This window comes from Achromobacter sp. (assembly GCF_032113835.1).
Lineage (GTDB): Bacteria > Pseudomonadota > Gammaproteobacteria > Burkholderiales > Burkholderiaceae_B > Achromobacter.
Genome location: NZ_DAMCTG010000013.1, coordinates 34,989 through 52,433, shown reverse-complemented (window position 1 = coordinate 52,433; position 17,445 = coordinate 34,989). Strand labels below are relative to the sequence as shown.

Here is a 17,445-nt window from a genome sequence, read left to right as displayed (position 1 = left end):
CGCAGAACATCGTGACCGAATCGGAAGCCGCCAAGCTGAAGTGGTCCAAGGCGCCCTGTAGGTTCTGCGGGACCGGCTGCGGCGTGAACGTCGCGGTGAAGGACAACCAGGTCGTGGCCACGCACGGCGACTTCAACGCCGAGGTCAACCGCGGCCTGAACTGCGTCAAGGGCTATTTCCTGTCCAAGATCATGTATGGCAACGACAGGCTCACGACGCCGCTGCTGCGCATGAAGGATGGCAAGTACGCCAAGGACGGCGAACTGGCGCCGGTGTCGTGGGACCAGGCGTTCGACGTCATGGCCGAACAGTTCAAGCGCGTGCTCAAGGACAAGGGCCCCGAAGCCGTCGGCATGTTCGGCTCGGGCCAGTGGACCATCTGGGAAGGCTACGCCGCGCTCAAGCTGATGAAGGCGGGGTTTCGGACCAACAACCTCGATCCGAACGCGCGCCACTGCATGGCGTCGGCGGCGGTGGGCTTCATCCGCACCTTTGGCGCCGACGAGCCCATGGGCTGCTATGACGACATCGAAAACGCCGACGCCTTCGTGCTGTGGGGCGCGAACATGGCCGAAATGCACCCCATCCTGTGGACGCGGGTGACCGACAGGCGGCTGAGCAAGCCCAATACCAAGGTGGTGGTGCTGTCCACCTTCGAGAACCGGTCGTATGAACTGGCCGACATCTCTTTGACCTTCACGCCCCAGACCGACCTGGCGATCCTGAACTACATCGCCAACCACATCATCAAGACCAAGCGCGTCAACCGCGAATTCGTCGACGAGCACACCCGGTTCCTGGAAGGCAACACCGACATCGGCTACGGCCTGCGTCCCGAGCACCCGCTGCAAAAGGCCGCCAAGAACGCCAACAACGCCGGCGGCTCGCGTCCGATCACCTTTGACGAATACGCGAAGTTCGTCTCCAAGTACGACCTGGACTACACCGCCAAACTGACGGGCGTGCCAAAGCGGAACCTGGAAGCGCTGGCCGAGCTGTACGCCGATCCGAAGATCCGCGTCATGTCGTTCTGGACCATGGGGTTCAACCAGCACACGCGCGGCGTGTGGGCGAACAATCTGGTCTACAACATCCATCTGCTGACGGGCAAGATCTCCACGCCGGGCAACAGCCCGTTCTCTTTGACGGGGCAGCCGTCCGCCTGCGGCACCGCGCGCGAGGTGGGCACGTTCTCGCATCGCCTGCCTGCGGACCTGGTCGTGACCAACCCCAAGCACCGGGCGCGCGCCGAAGAAGTCTGGGGGCTGCCCGACGGCACCATTCCCGAAAAGATCGGCGCGCACGCGGTCCTGCAGAACCGCATGCTGAAGGACGGCACCATCAACGCCTACTGGGTGATGGTCAACAACAACATGCAGGCCGCGGCCAACATGTTGAACGAGGGCTATCCCGGCTACCGCAATCCAGCGAACTTCATCGTGGTGTCCGACGCCTACCCGACGGTGACCACGATCTCGGCCGATCTGGTGCTGCCCACCGCCATGTGGGTCGAAAAGGAAGGCGCCTACGGCAACGCCGAGCGCCGCACGCAGTTCTGGCACCAATTGGTCAACGCGCCCAGCGGCGCGCGGTCTGACCTGTGGCAACTGATGGAGTTCTCCAAGCGCTTCACCACCGACGAAGTCTGGCCGGCGGACCTGCTGGCCAAGAAGCCCGAGCTGCGAGGCAAGACGCTTTTTCAGGTGCTGTACGAAAACGGCAAGGTCAACAAGTTTCCGAACACGGAACTTAACCCCGAGTACGCCAACGACGAGGCCAAGGCGTTCGGCTTCTACGTGCAGAAGGGGCTGTTCGAGGAATATGCGGAATTCGGCCGCGGCCATGGCCATGACCTGGCGCCGTTCGATACCTATCACCAGGTGCGCGGCCTGCGCTGGCCCGTGGTGGACGGGGTCGAGACGCGCTGGCGCTATCGCGAGAAGGCGGATCCGTACGTGAAGGTGGGCTCCGGCTTCAACTTCTATGGCAATCCGGACGGCAAGGCCAACATCTATGCCCTGCCCTACGAGCCGCCGCCCGAGGTGCCGGACGAGGAATACCCCTTCTGGCTGTCGACCGGCCGCGTGCTGGAGCATTGGCATTCCGGCTCGATGACGCGGCGCGTGCCCGAGCTGTACCGCGCCTTTCCCGACGCGGTCTGCTTCATGCACCCGGACGACGCGCAGGCCATGGGCCTGCGGCGCGGGGTACTGGTCGAGATTTCATCGCGGCGCGGCAAGATGCAGACCCGGCTGGAAACGCGCGGACGCAACAAGCCGCCGCGCGGCCTGGTCTTCGTGCCCTGGTTCGATGCCGGCCAACTGATCAACAAGGTCACGCTCGACGCCACCGATCCGATCTCGTTCCAGACCGACTTCAAGAAGTGCGCGGTCAAGATCACCAAGGCTTGACGGCCCGACGGAGACGCTCATGAACATTCGCGCCACTTCGATCGCCCTGATCTTTCTGATCGGCGCCAACGCCTGGGCGGCGCCGACCGATCCGATGATCGATCCCATGCGGGGGCCGACGCCCCTGACCGAGTCGGCCACGCCGCCCCTGATGCCCCCGGTCGAAAACCGCGACGTGCGGCGCATGCGCACGTACTCGATGCAGCCGCCCACCATTCCGCACAAGATCGACGGCTACCAGATCGACAAGAACTTCAACCGCTGCCTGGCCTGTCACGCGCGGGTCAACACCGAGCAGACGCAGGCGGTGCCGCTGAGCGTGACGCACTACATGGACCGCGACAGCAACGTGCTGGCCGAAGTGTCGCCGCGCCGCTACTTCTGTCTGCAATGCCACGTTCCGCAAACGGAGGCCAAGCCGTTGGTCCCGAACAATTTCCAGGACATCGACGTGATCCTCAAGCGCCTCTCTGCTCCGGCGCCCGACAAGAAGTAAGGGACAGGAGCCCGTCATGGTCAAGCTCATCAAGCGTTACTGGAACATCATCCGCCGGCCCAGCGTGCACTTCAGCCTGGGCTTTCTGACCGTGGGCGGGTTCATCGGCGGCATCCTGTTCTGGGGCGCGTTCAACACCGCCATGGAGCTGACGAACACCGAGAAGTTCTGCACCGGCTGCCATGAAATGCGCGACAACGTGTACTCGGAGCTGAAGGGCACGATCCACTTCACCAATCGTTCCGGCGTGCGGGCCCTGTGCTCGGACTGCCACGTTCCGCACAACTGGACCGACAAGATCGCACGCAAGATGCAGGCGTCCAAGGAGGTCTGGGGCAAGATCTTCGGCACCATCGACACGCGCGAGAAGTTCGTCGACAAGCGGCTGGAACTGGCGCAACACGAATGGGCGCGCTTCAAGGCGAACGACTCGCTGGAATGCCGCAACTGCCACAACTACGAATACATGGACTTCACCCGCCAGAGCGTGCGCGCGCAGAACATGCATTCGACCTACCTGGCCGACCGGTCCAAGACCTGCATCGACTGCCACAAGGGCATCGCCCACACGCTGCCGCACATTCCGCCTGGCCAGACCTCCGAAGCGACGCCGCCGGCCAGGGCGTCCAACGAGGTGGCCAATGCGGCCCGCTGACGCGCCGCTGCCGGTGCTGAGCGCGCGCGGGCTGGTCAGCCGGCGCGGCGGCGCCGGGCCGCTGGATTTTGACCTGCACGCCGGGCAACTGTTGAACGTGCAAGGCGCCAACGGCAGCGGCAAGACCAGCCTCTTGCGCATGCTGGCCGGCCTGTTGCGGCCTTTGGACGGCGGCATCTTCGACCCGGACGGCGACATCCGCCGTGATCCATCGGCGCACTTTGCGCGCACGGCGTATCTGGGACATGGCAACGGCCTGTCGGGCGACCTGACCGCGCTGGAAAACCTGCGGTGCAGCCTGCACGTCGCCGGCACGCCGCGCCGCGACGACGCGATCGCCGACTGCCTGGGCGCATGGCGGCTGGGCGCCTGCCTGCATACGCCTGCCGCGCGCCTGTCGCAGGGCCAGGGCCGCCGGCTGGCGCTGGCCGCCGTGGTGCTGGGCGCCAAGCCGCTGTGGCTGCTGGACGAACCCGACGCGGGCCTGGACGCGGCCAGCCTGGAACAACTGGCGCAGGCGCTTGGCGCGCACTTGGCCGCAGGCGGCGCTGCCGTCGTCGCCTCGCACCGCGTGCCCGGCACGCCCGCCCATCACACCCAAACCCTGAACATGGATGACTACGCGGATGCTGGCAACGCTGTCTCAGTTGGCATTGCGTGAAGTCCGGCTGGCCTGGCGTCGACCGGCGGACACGCTGGGCGCGACGCTGTTCTTCATCGTCACGGGTTCGCTGTTCCCGCTGGCGGTGGGTCCCGATCCCGTGCTGCTGCTGGCGATCGGGCCTGGCGTCTTGTGGGTTTGCGCACTGCTCGGCATTTTGCTGAGCCTGCATCGCCCTTTTGCGCAGGACTACGACAACGGCGCGCTGGAACAGTTGCTGGTGTCGCCGCATCCGCTGCCGCTGCTGGTGGGCGTGAAGCTGGGCGCGCACTGGTTCAGCACCTGCGTGCCGCTGATTCTTGCCAGCCCGGTGCTGGCGCTGCAATTCGGCCTGTCGCCGCACGCCATCGGCATTCTGGTGCTGTCCCTGCTGCTGGGTACGCCGACGCTGGCGCTGGTGGGCGGCCTGGGCGCGGCGCTCACGCTGGGCCTGCGCGGCGGCGCGCTGCTGCCGCTGGTGGTGCTGCCGCTGTACGTGCCGGTGCTGATCTTCGGCGCGGGCGCCGTGTCGGCCACGCACGCCGGCCTGGGCGCGGGGCCGCAGCTTTCGCTGCTGGGCGCCGGCCTGTGCCTGGCGATTCTGCTTTGCCCCTGGAGCGCGTCGGCGGCGCTGCGCGTGGCGCTGGACTGAGGTTATCGATGCACAATCCCTCCACCTTCGACTCCCGCCGCGCCGCGCCCGCGCGGTCAAGCTGGCTGCGCTACGCGTCGCCCGCGTTGTTCTACCCGCTGGCCGGGCGGATGATTCCCTTTCTGGGCGTGGGTGCCGCCCTCTTCGCGGCGGCCGGGCTGTACACAGGGCTGGTCGTCGCGCCTGTCGACAGCCAGCAGGGCGAGGTCTATCGCATCCTGTTCATCCACGTCGCCGCGGCCTGGATGTCGATGTTCCTGTATCTGGTGATGGCGGGCTATGCGGCGCTGGGCCTCATCTTCAACACCCGCCTGTCGTTCATGATGATGCGCGCGCTGGCGCCCACCGGTGCGATCTTCACGTTCCTGACGCTGTGGACCGGCGCGCTGTGGGGCAAGCCGACGTGGGGCACGTGGTGGGTGTGGGACGCGCGGCTGACGTCCGAGCTGATTCTGCTGTTCCTGTATCTTGGCTTCATGGCGCTGCAGGCCGCCACCGACGACACGCAGCGCGCGGACCGGGGCGGCGCGATCCTGCTGCTGGCCGGCGTGGTCAACGTGCCGATCATCTACTTCTCGGTGCAGTGGTGGAGCACGCTGCATCAGGGCGCATCGATCAACCTGACGACGGCCCCGAGCATGGCGCACATCATGGTGACCGCGATGCTGCTGATGGTGGCGGCGTTCTGGCTGTACAGCGCGGCGGTCGCGCTGGCGCGCGTGCGCGGGATCATTGCAGAGCGCGACGCCAGCACGGAGGCGCCATGAGCTGGGACACTCTTTTCTCGCTGCAAGGCCATGGACCGTACATCCTGGGCGCCTACGGCGTCACGTTCGCGCTGATGGCGTGGGAAGCGCTGGCGCTGTGGCGGCGCGCGCGTCGAGGCGGGCGGCGGCAGGAGGATGTGGGCGGCCCCGCCCGTGACGCAGGAAGAACGCGCCGATGAGCCCGCGCAAACGCCGCGCGTTCGCCATCGTGGGCGGCCTTGCCCTGCTGGGCCTGGCCACCGCGCTGGTGCTCAACGCCCTGCAATCGAATCTCGTGTTCTTCTTCAGCCCGACGCAGGTCATTGCGCGCGAGGCGCCGGCCAGCGGCAGCTTTCGCGTCGGCGGCCTGGTCGAACAAGGCTCGCTGCAACGGGAGGCCGACGGCCTGACGCTGCGCTTTGCCGTGACCGACACCGCCCACGCCGTGCCCGTCACCTACCAGGGCTTGCTGCCCGACCTGTTCCGCGAGGGCAAGGGCGTGGTGGTGGCCGGCAAGATGGGCGCGGACGGCGTGTTCCGCGCCACCGAGGTGCTGGCCAAGCACGACGAAAACTACATGCCGCCCGAAGCGGCCGATGCGATCAAGAAGGCGGAGCAACGGGCTGCCTCCACCCTGCAAGCGGAGGCGCAATGATCCCGGAAATCGGCCTCTTCGCCCTGATCCTTGCGCTGCTGATGGCGCTGGCGCAGGGCATTCTGCCGCTCATCGGCGCAGCCTCCGGCTGGCAGGCGGGTCTGCGCGTGGCGCGGCCGGCGGCCATCGGGCAGTTTGGCCTGACGATGCTGGCCTTCGCCTGCCTGGCGTGGGCCTTCGTGCACAACGACTTTTCGGTCCTGTACGTGGCGGCAAATTCCCATGCGGACCTGCCGGCCGGCTACCGCTTCGCGGCGGTCTGGGGCGGGCATGAGGGGTCGCTGCTGCTGTGGCAGTTGCTGCTGACGGCGTGGACGCTGGCCGTGGCGCTGTGCAGCAAGCGGCTGCCATTGGCCTTTGTGGGCCGCGTGCTGGCGGTGATGGGCTGGATCAGCGTCGGCCTGCTGCTGTTCATGCTGTTCCTGTCCAATCCCTTTGAGCGCCTGATTCCGGCCGCGATGGCCGGCCGCGACCTGAACCCGCTGTTGCAGGATCCCGGCATGATCGTGCATCCGCCCATGCTGTACATGGGGTACGTCGGCTTCTCGGTGGCGTTCGCCTTTGCCATCGCGGCGCTGCTGTCGGGCGAGCTGGACGCGATGTGGGCGCGCTGGGTGAGGCCGTGGACCCTGGCCGCGTGGACGTTTCTGACCATCGGCATCCTGCTCGGCAGCGCGTGGGCGTACTACGTGCTGGGCTGGGGCGGCTGGTGGTTCTGGGACCCCGTCGAAAACGCATCCTTCATGCCGTGGCTGGCGGGCACCGCGCTGATCCATTCGCTGATCGTCACCGAGCGGCGCGGCGCCTTCCGCAGCTGGACGGTGCTGCTGGCCATCTGCACGTTCTCGCTCAGCATCCTGGGCACGTTCCTGGTCCGCTCGGGAGTGCTGACCTCGGTCCACGCCTTCGCCGTGGACCCCGGCCGCGGGTTGTACATCCTTGCCTTCATGACGGTGATCGTGGGTGGCTCGCTTGCCCTGTACGCCTGGCGCGCGCCCACCGTGGGACTCGGCGGCGGGTTTTCGCTGCTGTCGCGGGAATCGCTGCTGCTGTCCAACAACGTCGTGCTGACGGTCGCTGCGGGCTCCGTGCTGCTGGGCACGTTGTATCCCGTCGTGCTGGACGTGCTGGAGTGGGGCAAGATCTCCATCGGCCCGCCGTATTTCGAAGCCGTGTTCGTGCCGTTGATGACGCCTGCGATCTTCCTGATGGGCGTGGGGCCTGTCGCCCGCTGGAAGCAGGCAGAGCTCCCCGACCTGGGCAAGCGCCTGCGCGTGGCCTTTGCGGTAAGCGTGCTGACGGCGGTGCTCGTGCCGCTAGCGATGCCCGGCGCATCGCGTTTCGGTTCGCCGATGGTCGTGCTGGGCCTGTGGCTTGCCGCCTGGTCGGTCGCCAGCGCCGTGGCGCACGCGTGGCAGCGCCTGACGGACGGCGACGGCGAGTTTCTGCGGCGGCTGACCCGCCAGCCGCGCTCGTGGTACGGGATGCTGCTGGCGCATGCGGGTATCGGCGTCTTCATCGCGGGTGTCACGCTGGCCAACGGCTATGAGGTCAAACGCGAGCTGCGCGTCGACGTGGGCGCCACGCAGGAAGCCGGCGGCTACGAATTCACCTTTGCCGGCATCGGCCCGGCCACCGGACCCAACTACACCGCGCAGCGCGCCGTGTTCCATGTGGTGCGCGATGGCAAATCCGTGGTGACCCTGTATCCCGAAAAGCGCCACTACACCGTGCAGGACATGGCGCTCAGCCAGGCCGATATCGACAGCGGCTTCACCCGCGACCTGTTCGTGGCGCTGGGCGAGCCCGTGGCCGACAACGCCTGGACCGTGCGCCTGCAGGTCAAGCCCTTCATGACCTGGATCTGGACCGGCTGCATCCTGATGGCGCTGGGCGGTCTGTTGGCGGCGGGCGACGGACGCTACCGGCGCGCGCAGGAAGCGCAGGCGCGCAAGGACGCGCACGCCGCCCTGCCCGAGACTGCGCGCACGGCGCGGGAGGGCTACTGATGCTGCGCTATCTGCTGCCGCTTGCCGTGTTTCTGGCCATGGCCGTGTTCCTGGCGAAGGGTCTGTCGCGCGATCCGCGCGCGGTGCCGTCGGCAATGATCGACAAGCCCGCGCCCGCCATCGGCCTGCCGGATTTGCTGGAGCCCGGCAAGACGCTGGACGTGGAATCGCAACGGGGCAAGGTCTGGCTGCTGAACGTGTGGGCGTCGTGGTGCGGACCGTGCAAGGACGAGTTGCCCGTGCTGCGCGACGCCGCGCAGCGCCATGGCATCGCGCTCTACGGGCTGAACTACAAGGACAAACCCGACGAGGCACGGCAGTGGCTCGCGCGCAATGGCAATCCCTACCTGTCGTCGGCCAGCGATGTGGACGGGCGCGTAGGCATCGAATACGGAGTCTATGGCGTGCCCGAGACGTTCGTGATCGACGGCGACGGCCGCATCCGGTACAAGCATTTGGGGCTCATCACGCCGGAGTTGTGGCGTACGCGGCTGCAACCCGTCATCGAGGCGCTGCAATGACCGCGACGCGCGCCCTGCCCCGCCGCCTGCCGACGCAGACGGCGCTCCTGCGGCTGCTGTTCTGCCTGCTGCTCGCCACGCTGCTTTCCCCGGCAGGCCTGCACGCCGCGCCCACGCCCGGGCCCGTCCTCTCCACCGCGCAGGAACAGCGCGCCGACAAGCTTGCACACGGCCTGCGCTGCCTCGTCTGCCAGAACCAGACCCTGGCGGAATCCAACGCGCCCCTCGCGCTGGACATGCGCAAGCTCATCCATAACCAACTCGCCGAAGGCAAGACCGACGGCGAGATCATGCGCTTCTTTGAAGACCGCTACGGCGACTTCGTGCGCTACGACCCGCCCTTCAAGCCGATCACCTGGCTGCTGTGGGTGGGCCCGTTCGTGCTGCTGGCCGTGGGCTTCCTGGTGCTGGTGCGCACGCTCAAACGCCGCGCCGGCGTGCGCGCACCATTGACCGCGGACGAACGCGCCCGCGCCGCCCGCTTCCTGGATTCCGGCTCATGACCACGCTTTGGCTCATCGTCCTGGCCCTGCTTCTGGCCACCCTGCTCTGCCTGGTGCCGCCGCTGCTGCGCCGCACGCCGGCTGCGGAAACCGCCTCGGACGCCAGCGTGCGCGCCTTCTACCTGGCGCAACGCGAGCAACTGCGGCGCGATCTGGACAACGGCGCCCTCAGCCCGCAGGCGCACGCCCGCGCCGACGAAGAGCTGCAACGCGATCTGCTGCAGGACCTGGCGATGCGCCGCGATCCCCGCGCGCGGCTGAGCGGACAGCGCGCCGGCATTGCCGCGGCGTGCGTGCTGACGGTGGCAGTCCCGGTGGCCGCCGTGCTGTTGTACGGACAGCTGGGCAATCCGCGCGCGGCCGCCACGATCGCCATGTCGCAAGCGCCCGAACCGCACGCGCAGGAGGCGGACAACGACATGGCGCTGGCGATCAACGCGCTGGCGCAGCGTCTGCGCGCTTCGCCCGATGACGCCGATGGCTGGTACATGCTGGCTCGTTCCTACGAAACGCTGGGCCGCTACAACGATGCCATTGCCGCGTATCAGGAGGTGCTGCGGCTGGTGCCCGGCCAGCCCGTGGTGTTGGCGGATCTGGCCGACGCGCTGCTGTCGGCGCGGCAGGGACAGCCCGATGACGACTCCATCGCTGCCGTGGCACAGGCCTTGCAGGCCGAGCCCGACCAGCCCAAGGCGCTGGCGCTGGCCGGCATGATGGCGCTGCGCCGCGGCGACGCCGCCGAGGCGCTGACGCACTGGGAGCGGTTGCAACGGCTGCTGCCGGCAGACTCGGACGCGGCGCGGCAGATCCAGACGAATATCGCGCAGGCGCGCGCCATGGCGACGGGCGGGGCTGGCGGAGCGTCCGTGGCGGCAGCGGCCTCAACGTCCGCGCCTGCCGCCGTCACACCTTCCTCGCCCGCCCGTATCGCCGGTCAGGCCCGCATTGCTGAAGCCCTGCGCGGCCAGGTCGCGCCGAACGACACCGTCTTCATTCTGGCGCGCCCCATGGAGGGGTCCCGCATGCCCGTCGCCATCTTGAAGATGCAGGTCGCGGATCTGCCGCGTGCCTTCGCGCTGGACGACAGCACGTCCATGTCGCCGGACGCCACGCTGTCCAAAGCCGGCAAGGTGCGCGTGGAGATCCGCGTCAGCCGCTCGGGCAATGCCGCCGCGCAGGCGGGAGACCTGAGCGGCGTGCTGACGGATGTGAACCCCCGCACCGACGGGCTGGAACTGGTGGCTGACACCGTCGTGCGCTAGCCGATCGGGCAGCGCACACGGGCAAGCCAGCCCCCATCAAACCCGCTCGATCCGCGCCGGCAAGCCCTGCCGCACCGCCGCGCCCGATACCCAATCGATCCAGACGTTGGCGTGCTGGCCGCGCGTCGCGTCCCCAAAGCCCAGATCGTTCAGATTGACCCCCGCCGCCAGCGCCGGATCGTGGGGCATTGTTTTGCCATCAACAACGTGCGCGCGCGCCCCCAGCTCGGTATGCCCGTAACCGTGCTCGATGCCCACCGCTCCGGGCTGAATCCCGTCGCGCAGCAACGCCAGTCCGGTCACCGACCCGCCCGGCGTCACGATGCGCACCGTATCGCCGTTGCGGATGCCGAGCCGTTCGCCGTCCTGCCGGCTGATCGACACCGGATTGTGCGGATGCACCTGTCGCAGGCGGTTCACCCCAATCGACAGCGAACTCATCAGATTGGACTTGAACGAGCTCAGCAGGAACGGCCACTCCTCCCGCGGGTATTCGTCCCGCATGTCGCGCCCGTCGGCCAGCCGCGCCGGATACCAGGTGGGACAGCCGCTGTAGCGCTCGCCCGTCATCGCGTGGCGGAAGCCCGCCAGATCCTCGCTCCAGACGTGCAACGGCTTGGCGTAGGCCACGCGCGTGCGGCGCGGCTGTTCGCCGGCTTGCGTCCACGCGTCCTCCATCCGGTCAAAGCGCCCGCCCCGGCTCATCAGCATGGCCACCTGCCGCCATTCGCCCGGCTTGAGCTTGCTCTGCAACAGGTCGCGGTAGCGGTCAACGCCGGTCAGCGCCATATCATCGTCGCTGGCCTCCGGCACCGGACGTCCCGCCGCAAACGCGATATTGGCCATGCCACGAAGGAAGAAGTCCTCGGCCGTATCCAGCGCGTACTTGCCGCCGTCCTTGTCCGAGATGGCGCCCTCGCCGAACCCCGGCATGCCCAGGCGCTTGGCGCACGCGATCAGGAAGGTCTCCAGGCACACGGGCTCGTTCGTGGCGGTGCGCGCCACGCGCGGTTGCACGGCGGGCCAGCGCACCGTCGACGCTTTGGCCACCACGTCGGCCCATGGCGCGGACACGCCCCAGCTTTCGTACGTGACGGTGTCCGGCACGATGTAGTCCGCCAGCGCGTTGGTCTCGTTGATGAAGGGGTTGATCGACACCGCCAGCGGCAGGACGCGCGGGTCCTTAAGCGTTTCCAGCGCCACGTGGCGGAACCCGGCAATGCCGTACACCGGGTTGCTCATGTGGTTGAACCAGACCTTGGCGCGATACGGATAGCCCGCCAGCGCCGACGCCAGCATCTCCGAGCTGAGTCCGCCGGTCGCCGGATACCAGGGCGCGGCCGCCGGATACGCCGGCTGGCCCGCGGCCTTCTTGCGCTTGAACTCGCTGGACTTCTCGTACGGAAAGCGGTTGCGCGACAGCGACACGCCCTTGGGCGTGGCCTTATTGGCAAAGCCGGCGATGTTGTAGCGCGGTCCCGCCCCATAAGGCGGAAACGGCCCGGCATCCAGCACCAGTCCGCCCTCGACGTTCAGGTTGCCCACCAGCGTGTTCAGCATGGCGATGGCGTAGGCGGTGTAGAAGCCCGCCCCGCTCATCGTGCCGCCGTGCGCATCGGCCACGGCACGCTTGCCGTGGCTGGTGAAGCGTTCAGCCAGGGACGCGATCTTGGCCGCCGGCACCCCGCAAAGCGCCGCGTACTCGTCCAGCGTCTTGCGGCGCGACTCCTCGCGCAACAGGGTCAGCGAGGTCCGCACCCGCAGCGCCTTGGGCGCACCCGCCATGCCGGGCGCAGCGACGGTGTCGTCGACAAACAGTTCCGCCGATGACACCGCTGTGTGCGGCGCCAGCGTGCCGTCGGCCAGACGCACGACGAACACGTCCTCCCATTTCTCGTCCGCATCGGCCGGACGCGCCCAGCCCATGTCGGCGCCGCGCAGAAACGCGCCCAGGCGAGGATGGCCGGGCTCGGCCACCACCAGGTGCGTCGCGTTGGTCCACGCCGCCTCGCCCGCCGCCTTCATGGCATTCGGACCGGGTTGCGCCAGCATGCGCGCATCGAAGCGTTCGTTGTCCAGGATCCAGCGGATGAGGCCCATCGCCAGCGCAAGGTCGCTGGCCGGATTGACCGGCACCCATTCATTGCCCGATCCCGCCGACAGGCTGGACGAGGCCGGCAGCACAGGCGACACGACTACATAGGTGAACGCCGATTCCCCCGGCCGCACTCGCGCCTCGGCCAATTGGCGGGCCTGGCGCTGAAACGGATTGCCGGCCTGCGCGGGCGCCGCGCCGATGAACAGGCCGAAGCGCGCGTTGTCCCAATCCGGCTTGCCATGCGGCATGCCCTTCAGGTCGCCCAGCGCCGCGCCCGCGCCCACCCGGAAGCTCTGTCCGCAGTACGAGCCGTGATTGCTGAAGTTGACCGTGCCGAACGACTGCGCGGCAAAACGCTGGATCAGCGGCGTGCGCCCTTCGTTGGACGCGTCGGTGAAGAGGAACTGGTTGACCTTCGCGCCGTACTCCGGATTGTCCGGGTCCAGCGGCGTCTCGCGATCGAAGATCGCGCGCAGGCCGTCCACGTGGCCTTCGCCAAACAGATTGCCGCCTTCGCAGACTTCCTGCACCAGTTGCTCGAAGCTGATCGTCTGCCATTTGCCGTCGCCGCGCTTGCCCACGCGCTTCATCGGCTGCAATACGCGGTACGGGCTGTACATCTGCTCCAGCATGGCCGAACCGCGCGCGCACGACGTGGCGCGCCCTTCCAGCCCGCTGTCGCCGCCCAACTGCGCATAGACATCGCGCACGGGCGTGTCCATCGCTGCGGGCCGCGTCGTGGCCAGCGGGTGATACGGATTGCCGGCAACGCGCAGGATACGGTTCTCGGCCGTGTCCACACGCAGCCGCACGCCGCATTGCGTCCAGCAGCCCAGACAGCTGGACGGGCTGACGATCTGACCCGGCTGGGCGCTCAGCGCGCCCGTCAGCGGATCGATGCGGAACTCCGGCGTCAGCGAATTGCCGCGCACGGCGTGCGCCGTCGGCACACCCGCGGTGCCCTGCGCCAGCCCCTTGACCGCCTTGACGACCGTGTCGCCATATCCCGCCGCAAACGCCGCCATGCCGCCGGCCACCATGCCGCCACGCATCATCAGCTTGCGCCGCGCCTCGTCGCGCGGCTGGTCCGGGCCATCGTCCGCGCCGCAACGCTTGCCGTCTTCGTGTTGCTTGTCCATTGCTTTCTTATCCATGTGCTTATCGTCTCGGCGCGCGCTCAGGCGGCCACGGCGCGTGCGCGCGCGGGGAAGATGTCCAGGGCCCAGGTCACGGCGGTGATCAGCGCCACGCACAGCCCCAGCACGCCCACCATGCCCAGCAGCCCGTCGCTGCCCCACGGCATCTCGTACAGGTACAACCCGGCGCCGTACTTGGGCACGCCCTGCACGCTCATGAAGACCACCCAGCGGAAGATCCATGCCGCGCCCAGCATGGTCAGCGCCAGCGCGGCGGACGGCAGCGGCGCCGCCAGCGTGCGCGCTGGGCGTTGCAGCAACGCGATGATGCAGAAGGCCGTGATCACGGCGCCCGCCAGGCTCAGGCGCCAGATCGGAAAGTCCGAGAACAGCCGCAGCGCCGCGTCGAAGGACGGATCCAGTCCCAGCAGGCCCAGCAGCACCCACGCCCCCGCGCCCAGCGCCATCAGCACGACCGCCGTCACGCTGAGCCGGCGCAGCATCTCCACCGGCAGCGCGCGCAGTCCGCCGGGCAGCCAGCGGCCCACCAGGAACATCGCGCCCAACGCGCCCAGCCAGGCGGTCAGCGCAAAGTTCACCGGCAGGAACACGGTGTGCCACAACGGCCGCGAGCGCAGCACCATCACCTCGGCGCCGGTGTAGACCAGAATCGACAGCGCCGACAGCGCCAGCGCCGCCGCCACCACCCGCAGCCATCCGATCCGGCCCCACCACCACGCCGCACAGAACAGCAGCGCCAGCGTCACGAAGACCGGCAGCAGCAACGCCCCCAGCCACATCCACGACCACGGCGTGATGTGCGCATAGAAGTGCCAGAAACGGCCGGGCTGATGCAGGTCGGCCAGCAACGACACCGGCGCGGCGATGGCGCTGACCAGCAGCACCGTCACCGCGGCCGGCAACAGGCGGCGCGGGGCGGAATCCGCCCGCCCAAACGTCGCAAAAGCGGCGGTCAGCGCGGTGGTCGCGCTGATGCCGATCAGAAAGAAATACTGCACGGCCCAGGGCAGCCAGGCGGCGTCGTAGACCGGCGTGAGCAATTCAGAAATTTGCATGAGAGTCTCCCCTTCCTTGGCTCAATGACCGCCCGCCAGGCGCACGCCGGCCTGGCCGTCGACCTGGTGCACGAACGCGTCGGGCAGGCCGATGTAAAAGACGTGGGGATCGGTCTTCATCTCGGGCTTGAGCACCTTGATGTCGGCCTTGTGTTCGGCCAGCAACCGGGATATCGCGCTGTCCGGATCGTTCATGTCGCCGATCACGCGCGCGCCGCCCACGCAGCTTTCCACGCACGCCGGCAGCAGCCCGGCTTCCAGCCGGTGCTCGCAGAACGTGCACTTGTCCGCCGTCTGCGTCTCGTGATTGATGAATCGCGCGTCGTAGGGACAGGCCTGCACGCAATAGCCGCAACCCACGCAGCGCGCGTTGTCGACCAGCACGATGCCGTCCTCGCGCTGGAACGTAGCCTGCACCGGACAGACCGGCACACAGGGCGGCTTGTCGCAGTGGTTGCACAGGCGCGGCAGCATCACCATCGAACAGGGGCCGCCGGTGTCGGGCGTGACTTCGTACTGCAGGACGGTCGTGCGGAACTGTCCGATGGGCGGCACGTTCTCCAGCGAACAGCTCACCGTGCAGCACTGACAGCCGATGCACTTGCGCATGTCGACGACCATGCCGTAACGCTTGCCGGCCATGCCGGGCCGGCGCGGCGGCTGGCCGTTAAGACCCGGCGCGGCCTCAGCGTGAATGGGAATGACCGTGGCGGCGGCGCCCAGGCCGAGCAGCCCTTTCAGGAAACCGCGTTTGCCCGGGAGCGGTATTTCCGGGGGGCTGTGGGGGGTGTGCATCGTTAAACTCCGAAACGTTTAAGTGTTACGGAAATTAACTTATCACCTGTAGTTATATAGAGTCTTGATATCTGTCAATTGGGGGACGGAGTCAAGGCGGCCGTCAGCAGTTCGCGAAAGCGCGACTTGCGCAGGGGTGGCGCGGGAACAGACCGTTATGCCGTCTGACCGTGACTTGCAGATTTCAGCGCGTTGGAAACGTCAATGCCGGCCCCCACGCAACCAGCTTCTGCTCGAAACTGGCCGCCGCGTGGGCGGGACTGGTCGAGGGCAGCTCGTAAAAGTCCAGCTCCGGCGCCTGCAATGCCGGCAGCACACGCCGCCGGAACATCGCTGCAGCCTTCGCACCGTTGAAGCAGATTCGCACGATGGACGGATGGCGGTTCAGGAATGCCTGGAAATCGTTCGGCACCAGCGTGTCGCCCCGGATGTCGGCATCCAGGCTGCCCGGCCGTTCGCAGGCCTGCAACACATCCCATAGCGCCACGCCATTAGCCTGCAATGCGCGCAGGCGCCCGTCGTAGTCCAGCCCGGGATCGAACCCGAACACCCGCGCCGCCAGCGGCCAGAATGCATTGCGCGGATGCGCGTAGTACTGCACCTGCCGCAGCGAGGCGACACCCGGCATGGAACCCAGCACCAGCACCCGCGCGCCCTTCCCCACGACCGGGGCAAATCCCGTCACCACCGCCTCGCACCGCGCCGCCGCGCTTTCGTCCCTGATCTTGTCCATGCCCGGAAGGATACCCGCCTGACACCGGCGTGCCCTCCCGCCCCGCCCCGATCGTTCGCCGCATGGAACAGTGCTTATCAGCCACGGGCACTACCGATATCGGCGTTCCGCCCTTATCTTCTTGCCTATGACGAACGGTCCCGAAGGGGCCGCGCAACAGGAAACCACACCATGAAGAAGATCCTCGGCGTGCACGCCAGCCCCCGTCCCCACTGGGTGGGCGACGGATTTCCGGTGCGCTCCATGTTCTCGTACAACGACAAGGGCCGCGACACCAGCCCATTTCTGCTGCTGGACTACGCCGGCCCCGCCGAATTCGGCCCGGCCAGCCAGACCCGCGGCGTCGGCCAGCACCCGCATCGCGGCTTCGAAACCGTGACCATCGTCTACAGCGGCGAAGTCGAACACCGCGACTCCACCGGCAACGGCGGCGTCATCGGCCCCGGCGACGTCCAGTGGATGACGGCAGCGTCCGGCATCCTGCACGAGGAATTCCATTCCCACGCCTTCACCCGCACGGGCGGAAAACTGGAAATGGTGCAGCTCTGGGTCAACCTGCCCGCCAAGGACAAGAAGGCGCCGGCCGGTTATCAGGGCATCCTCAACGCGGACATCCCGGTCGTGGCGCTGCCGGATGACGCCGGCACGCTGCGCGTGATCGCGGGCAGCTACAGCGGCCAAGCGGGTCCGGCGCGGACCTTCACGCCGATGGATGTTTGGGACGTGAAGCTTGCTGCCAGCAAGACGGCGACGTTTCCGATTCCAGCGGGCCGCAACAGCATGCTCGTCATGCTGCGCGGCACGGTTCTGGTGAACGGCGAAGCTGTCGCGCGGGATGCGCAGTTGGCGCTGTTCTCGCAAGAGGGAGAGGACATCACGGTCGAGGCAAACAACGACGCGGTGTTTTTGATCCTCAGCGGCGAGCCGATTGACGAGCCGGTCGTTGGATATGGACCCTTTGTGATGAACTCGCAAGCCGAAATCGTGGAGGCAATCCAGGACTTCAACGCCGGAAAGTACGGGCAGATGCACTGAGGCCGCCAGTCACCCCGCGTCC

The 17,445-nt window shown here is 67.7% G+C and carries 17 protein-coding genes; 13 read left to right on the top strand and 4 right to left on the bottom strand.

What is annotated here, in order from left to right:
• The 12 genes from napA to ccmI all read left to right on the top strand — a co-directional run.
• Positions 1 to 2,411, top strand: a 2,411-nt coding sequence (gene napA / locus RT697_RS07685) for a periplasmic nitrate reductase subunit alpha (protein WP_313697877.1), incomplete at its 5' end; no start/stop codon positions are given.
• 19 nt (positions 2,412 to 2,430) lie between these two features.
• Positions 2,431 to 2,907 carry a nitrate reductase cytochrome c-type subunit gene (locus RT697_RS07680; RefSeq protein ID WP_313697874.1) on the top strand — a complete coding sequence of 159 codons (477 nt, stop codon included), beginning with the start codon at positions 2,431 to 2,433 and terminating at the stop codon, positions 2,905 to 2,907.
• A gap of 16 nt (positions 2,908 to 2,923) precedes the next feature.
• On the top strand, positions 2,924 to 3,562 hold the full coding sequence (locus RT697_RS07675) for a cytochrome c3 family protein (RefSeq protein WP_056569895.1): 639 nt from the start codon (positions 2,924 to 2,926) through the stop codon (positions 3,560 to 3,562).
• Positions 3,549 to 4,223, top strand: a complete 675-nt coding sequence (ccmA, locus tag RT697_RS07670) for a heme ABC exporter ATP-binding protein CcmA (RefSeq protein ID WP_313697872.1) — start codon at positions 3,549 to 3,551, stop codon at positions 4,221 to 4,223. Before RT697_RS07675 ends, ccmA begins: the two co-directional genes overlap by 14 nt.
• Positions 4,189 to 4,854 carry a heme exporter protein CcmB gene (gene ccmB / locus RT697_RS07665; RefSeq protein ID WP_105238346.1) on the top strand — a complete coding sequence of 222 codons (666 nt, stop codon included), beginning with the start codon at positions 4,189 to 4,191 and terminating at the stop codon, positions 4,852 to 4,854. The genes ccmA and ccmB overlap by 35 nt, the downstream gene beginning before the upstream one ends.
• Positions 4,855 to 4,862: 8 nt before the next feature.
• Positions 4,863 to 5,621, top strand: a complete 759-nt coding sequence (gene ccmC, locus RT697_RS07660) for a heme ABC transporter permease CcmC (RefSeq protein ID WP_313697871.1) — start codon at positions 4,863 to 4,865, stop codon at positions 5,619 to 5,621.
• Positions 5,618 to 5,800, top strand: a complete 183-nt coding sequence (gene ccmD, locus RT697_RS07655; RefSeq protein ID WP_313697869.1) for a heme exporter protein CcmD — start codon at positions 5,618 to 5,620, stop codon at positions 5,798 to 5,800. Before ccmC ends, ccmD begins: the two co-directional genes overlap by 4 nt.
• Positions 5,797 to 6,255 (top strand): cytochrome c maturation protein CcmE, encoded by a 459-nt coding sequence (ccmE, locus tag RT697_RS07650; RefSeq protein ID WP_313697867.1) that lies wholly within the window; start codon positions 5,797 to 5,799, stop codon positions 6,253 to 6,255. Before ccmD ends, ccmE begins: the two co-directional genes overlap by 4 nt.
• Positions 6,252 to 8,264 carry a heme lyase CcmF/NrfE family subunit gene (locus RT697_RS07645; RefSeq protein WP_313697865.1) on the top strand — a complete coding sequence of 671 codons (2,013 nt, stop codon included), beginning with the start codon at positions 6,252 to 6,254 and terminating at the stop codon, positions 8,262 to 8,264. The genes ccmE and RT697_RS07645 overlap by 4 nt, the downstream gene beginning before the upstream one ends.
• Positions 8,264 to 8,785 carry a DsbE family thiol:disulfide interchange protein gene (locus RT697_RS07640; protein ID WP_313697863.1) on the top strand — a complete coding sequence of 174 codons (522 nt, stop codon included), beginning with the start codon at positions 8,264 to 8,266 and terminating at the stop codon, positions 8,783 to 8,785. The genes RT697_RS07645 and RT697_RS07640 overlap by 1 nt, the downstream gene beginning before the upstream one ends.
• On the top strand, positions 8,782 to 9,288 hold the full coding sequence (locus tag RT697_RS07635; protein ID WP_313697861.1) for a cytochrome c-type biogenesis protein: 507 nt from the start codon (positions 8,782 to 8,784) through the stop codon (positions 9,286 to 9,288). Before RT697_RS07640 ends, RT697_RS07635 begins: the two co-directional genes overlap by 4 nt.
• On the top strand, positions 9,285 to 10,550 hold the full coding sequence (ccmI, locus tag RT697_RS07630; protein ID WP_313697859.1) for a c-type cytochrome biogenesis protein CcmI: 1,266 nt from the start codon (positions 9,285 to 9,287) through the stop codon (positions 10,548 to 10,550). Before RT697_RS07635 ends, ccmI begins: the two co-directional genes overlap by 4 nt.
• 36 nt (positions 10,551 to 10,586) lie before the next feature.
• On the opposite strand, the gene RT697_RS07625 is transcribed toward ccmI, so the two are convergent.
• From RT697_RS07625 to RT697_RS07610, 4 genes are all read right to left on the bottom strand, one after another.
• Positions 10,587 to 13,787 carry a tetrathionate reductase subunit A gene (locus RT697_RS07625; protein WP_409517409.1) on the bottom strand — a complete coding sequence of 1,067 codons (3,201 nt, stop codon included), beginning with the start codon at positions 13,785 to 13,787 and terminating at the stop codon, positions 10,587 to 10,589.
• 38 nt (positions 13,788 to 13,825) lie between these two features.
• A complete protein-coding gene (nrfD, locus tag RT697_RS07620) occupies positions 13,826 to 14,860 on the bottom strand; it encodes an NrfD/PsrC family molybdoenzyme membrane anchor subunit (protein ID WP_313697858.1) in 1,035 nt (344 codons plus the stop codon).
• A 21-nt stretch (positions 14,861 to 14,881) separates the two neighbouring features.
• Entirely contained in the window at positions 14,882 to 15,655 is a 774-nt protein-coding gene (gene dsrO / locus RT697_RS07615; protein WP_313697857.1) for a sulfate reduction electron transfer complex DsrMKJOP subunit DsrO, read from the bottom strand.
• A gap of 184 nt (positions 15,656 to 15,839) precedes the next feature.
• A complete protein-coding gene (locus tag RT697_RS07610) occupies positions 15,840 to 16,388 on the bottom strand; it encodes a DNA-deoxyinosine glycosylase (RefSeq protein WP_313697855.1) in 549 nt (182 codons plus the stop codon).
• Positions 16,389 to 16,559: 171 nt separating this feature from the next.
• On the opposite strand from RT697_RS07610, the gene RT697_RS07605 reads away from it, so the two are divergent.
• Entirely contained in the window at positions 16,560 to 17,423 is an 864-nt protein-coding gene (locus RT697_RS07605; protein WP_313697853.1) for a pirin family protein, read from the top strand.
• Positions 17,424 to 17,445 lie beyond the last annotated feature (22 nt).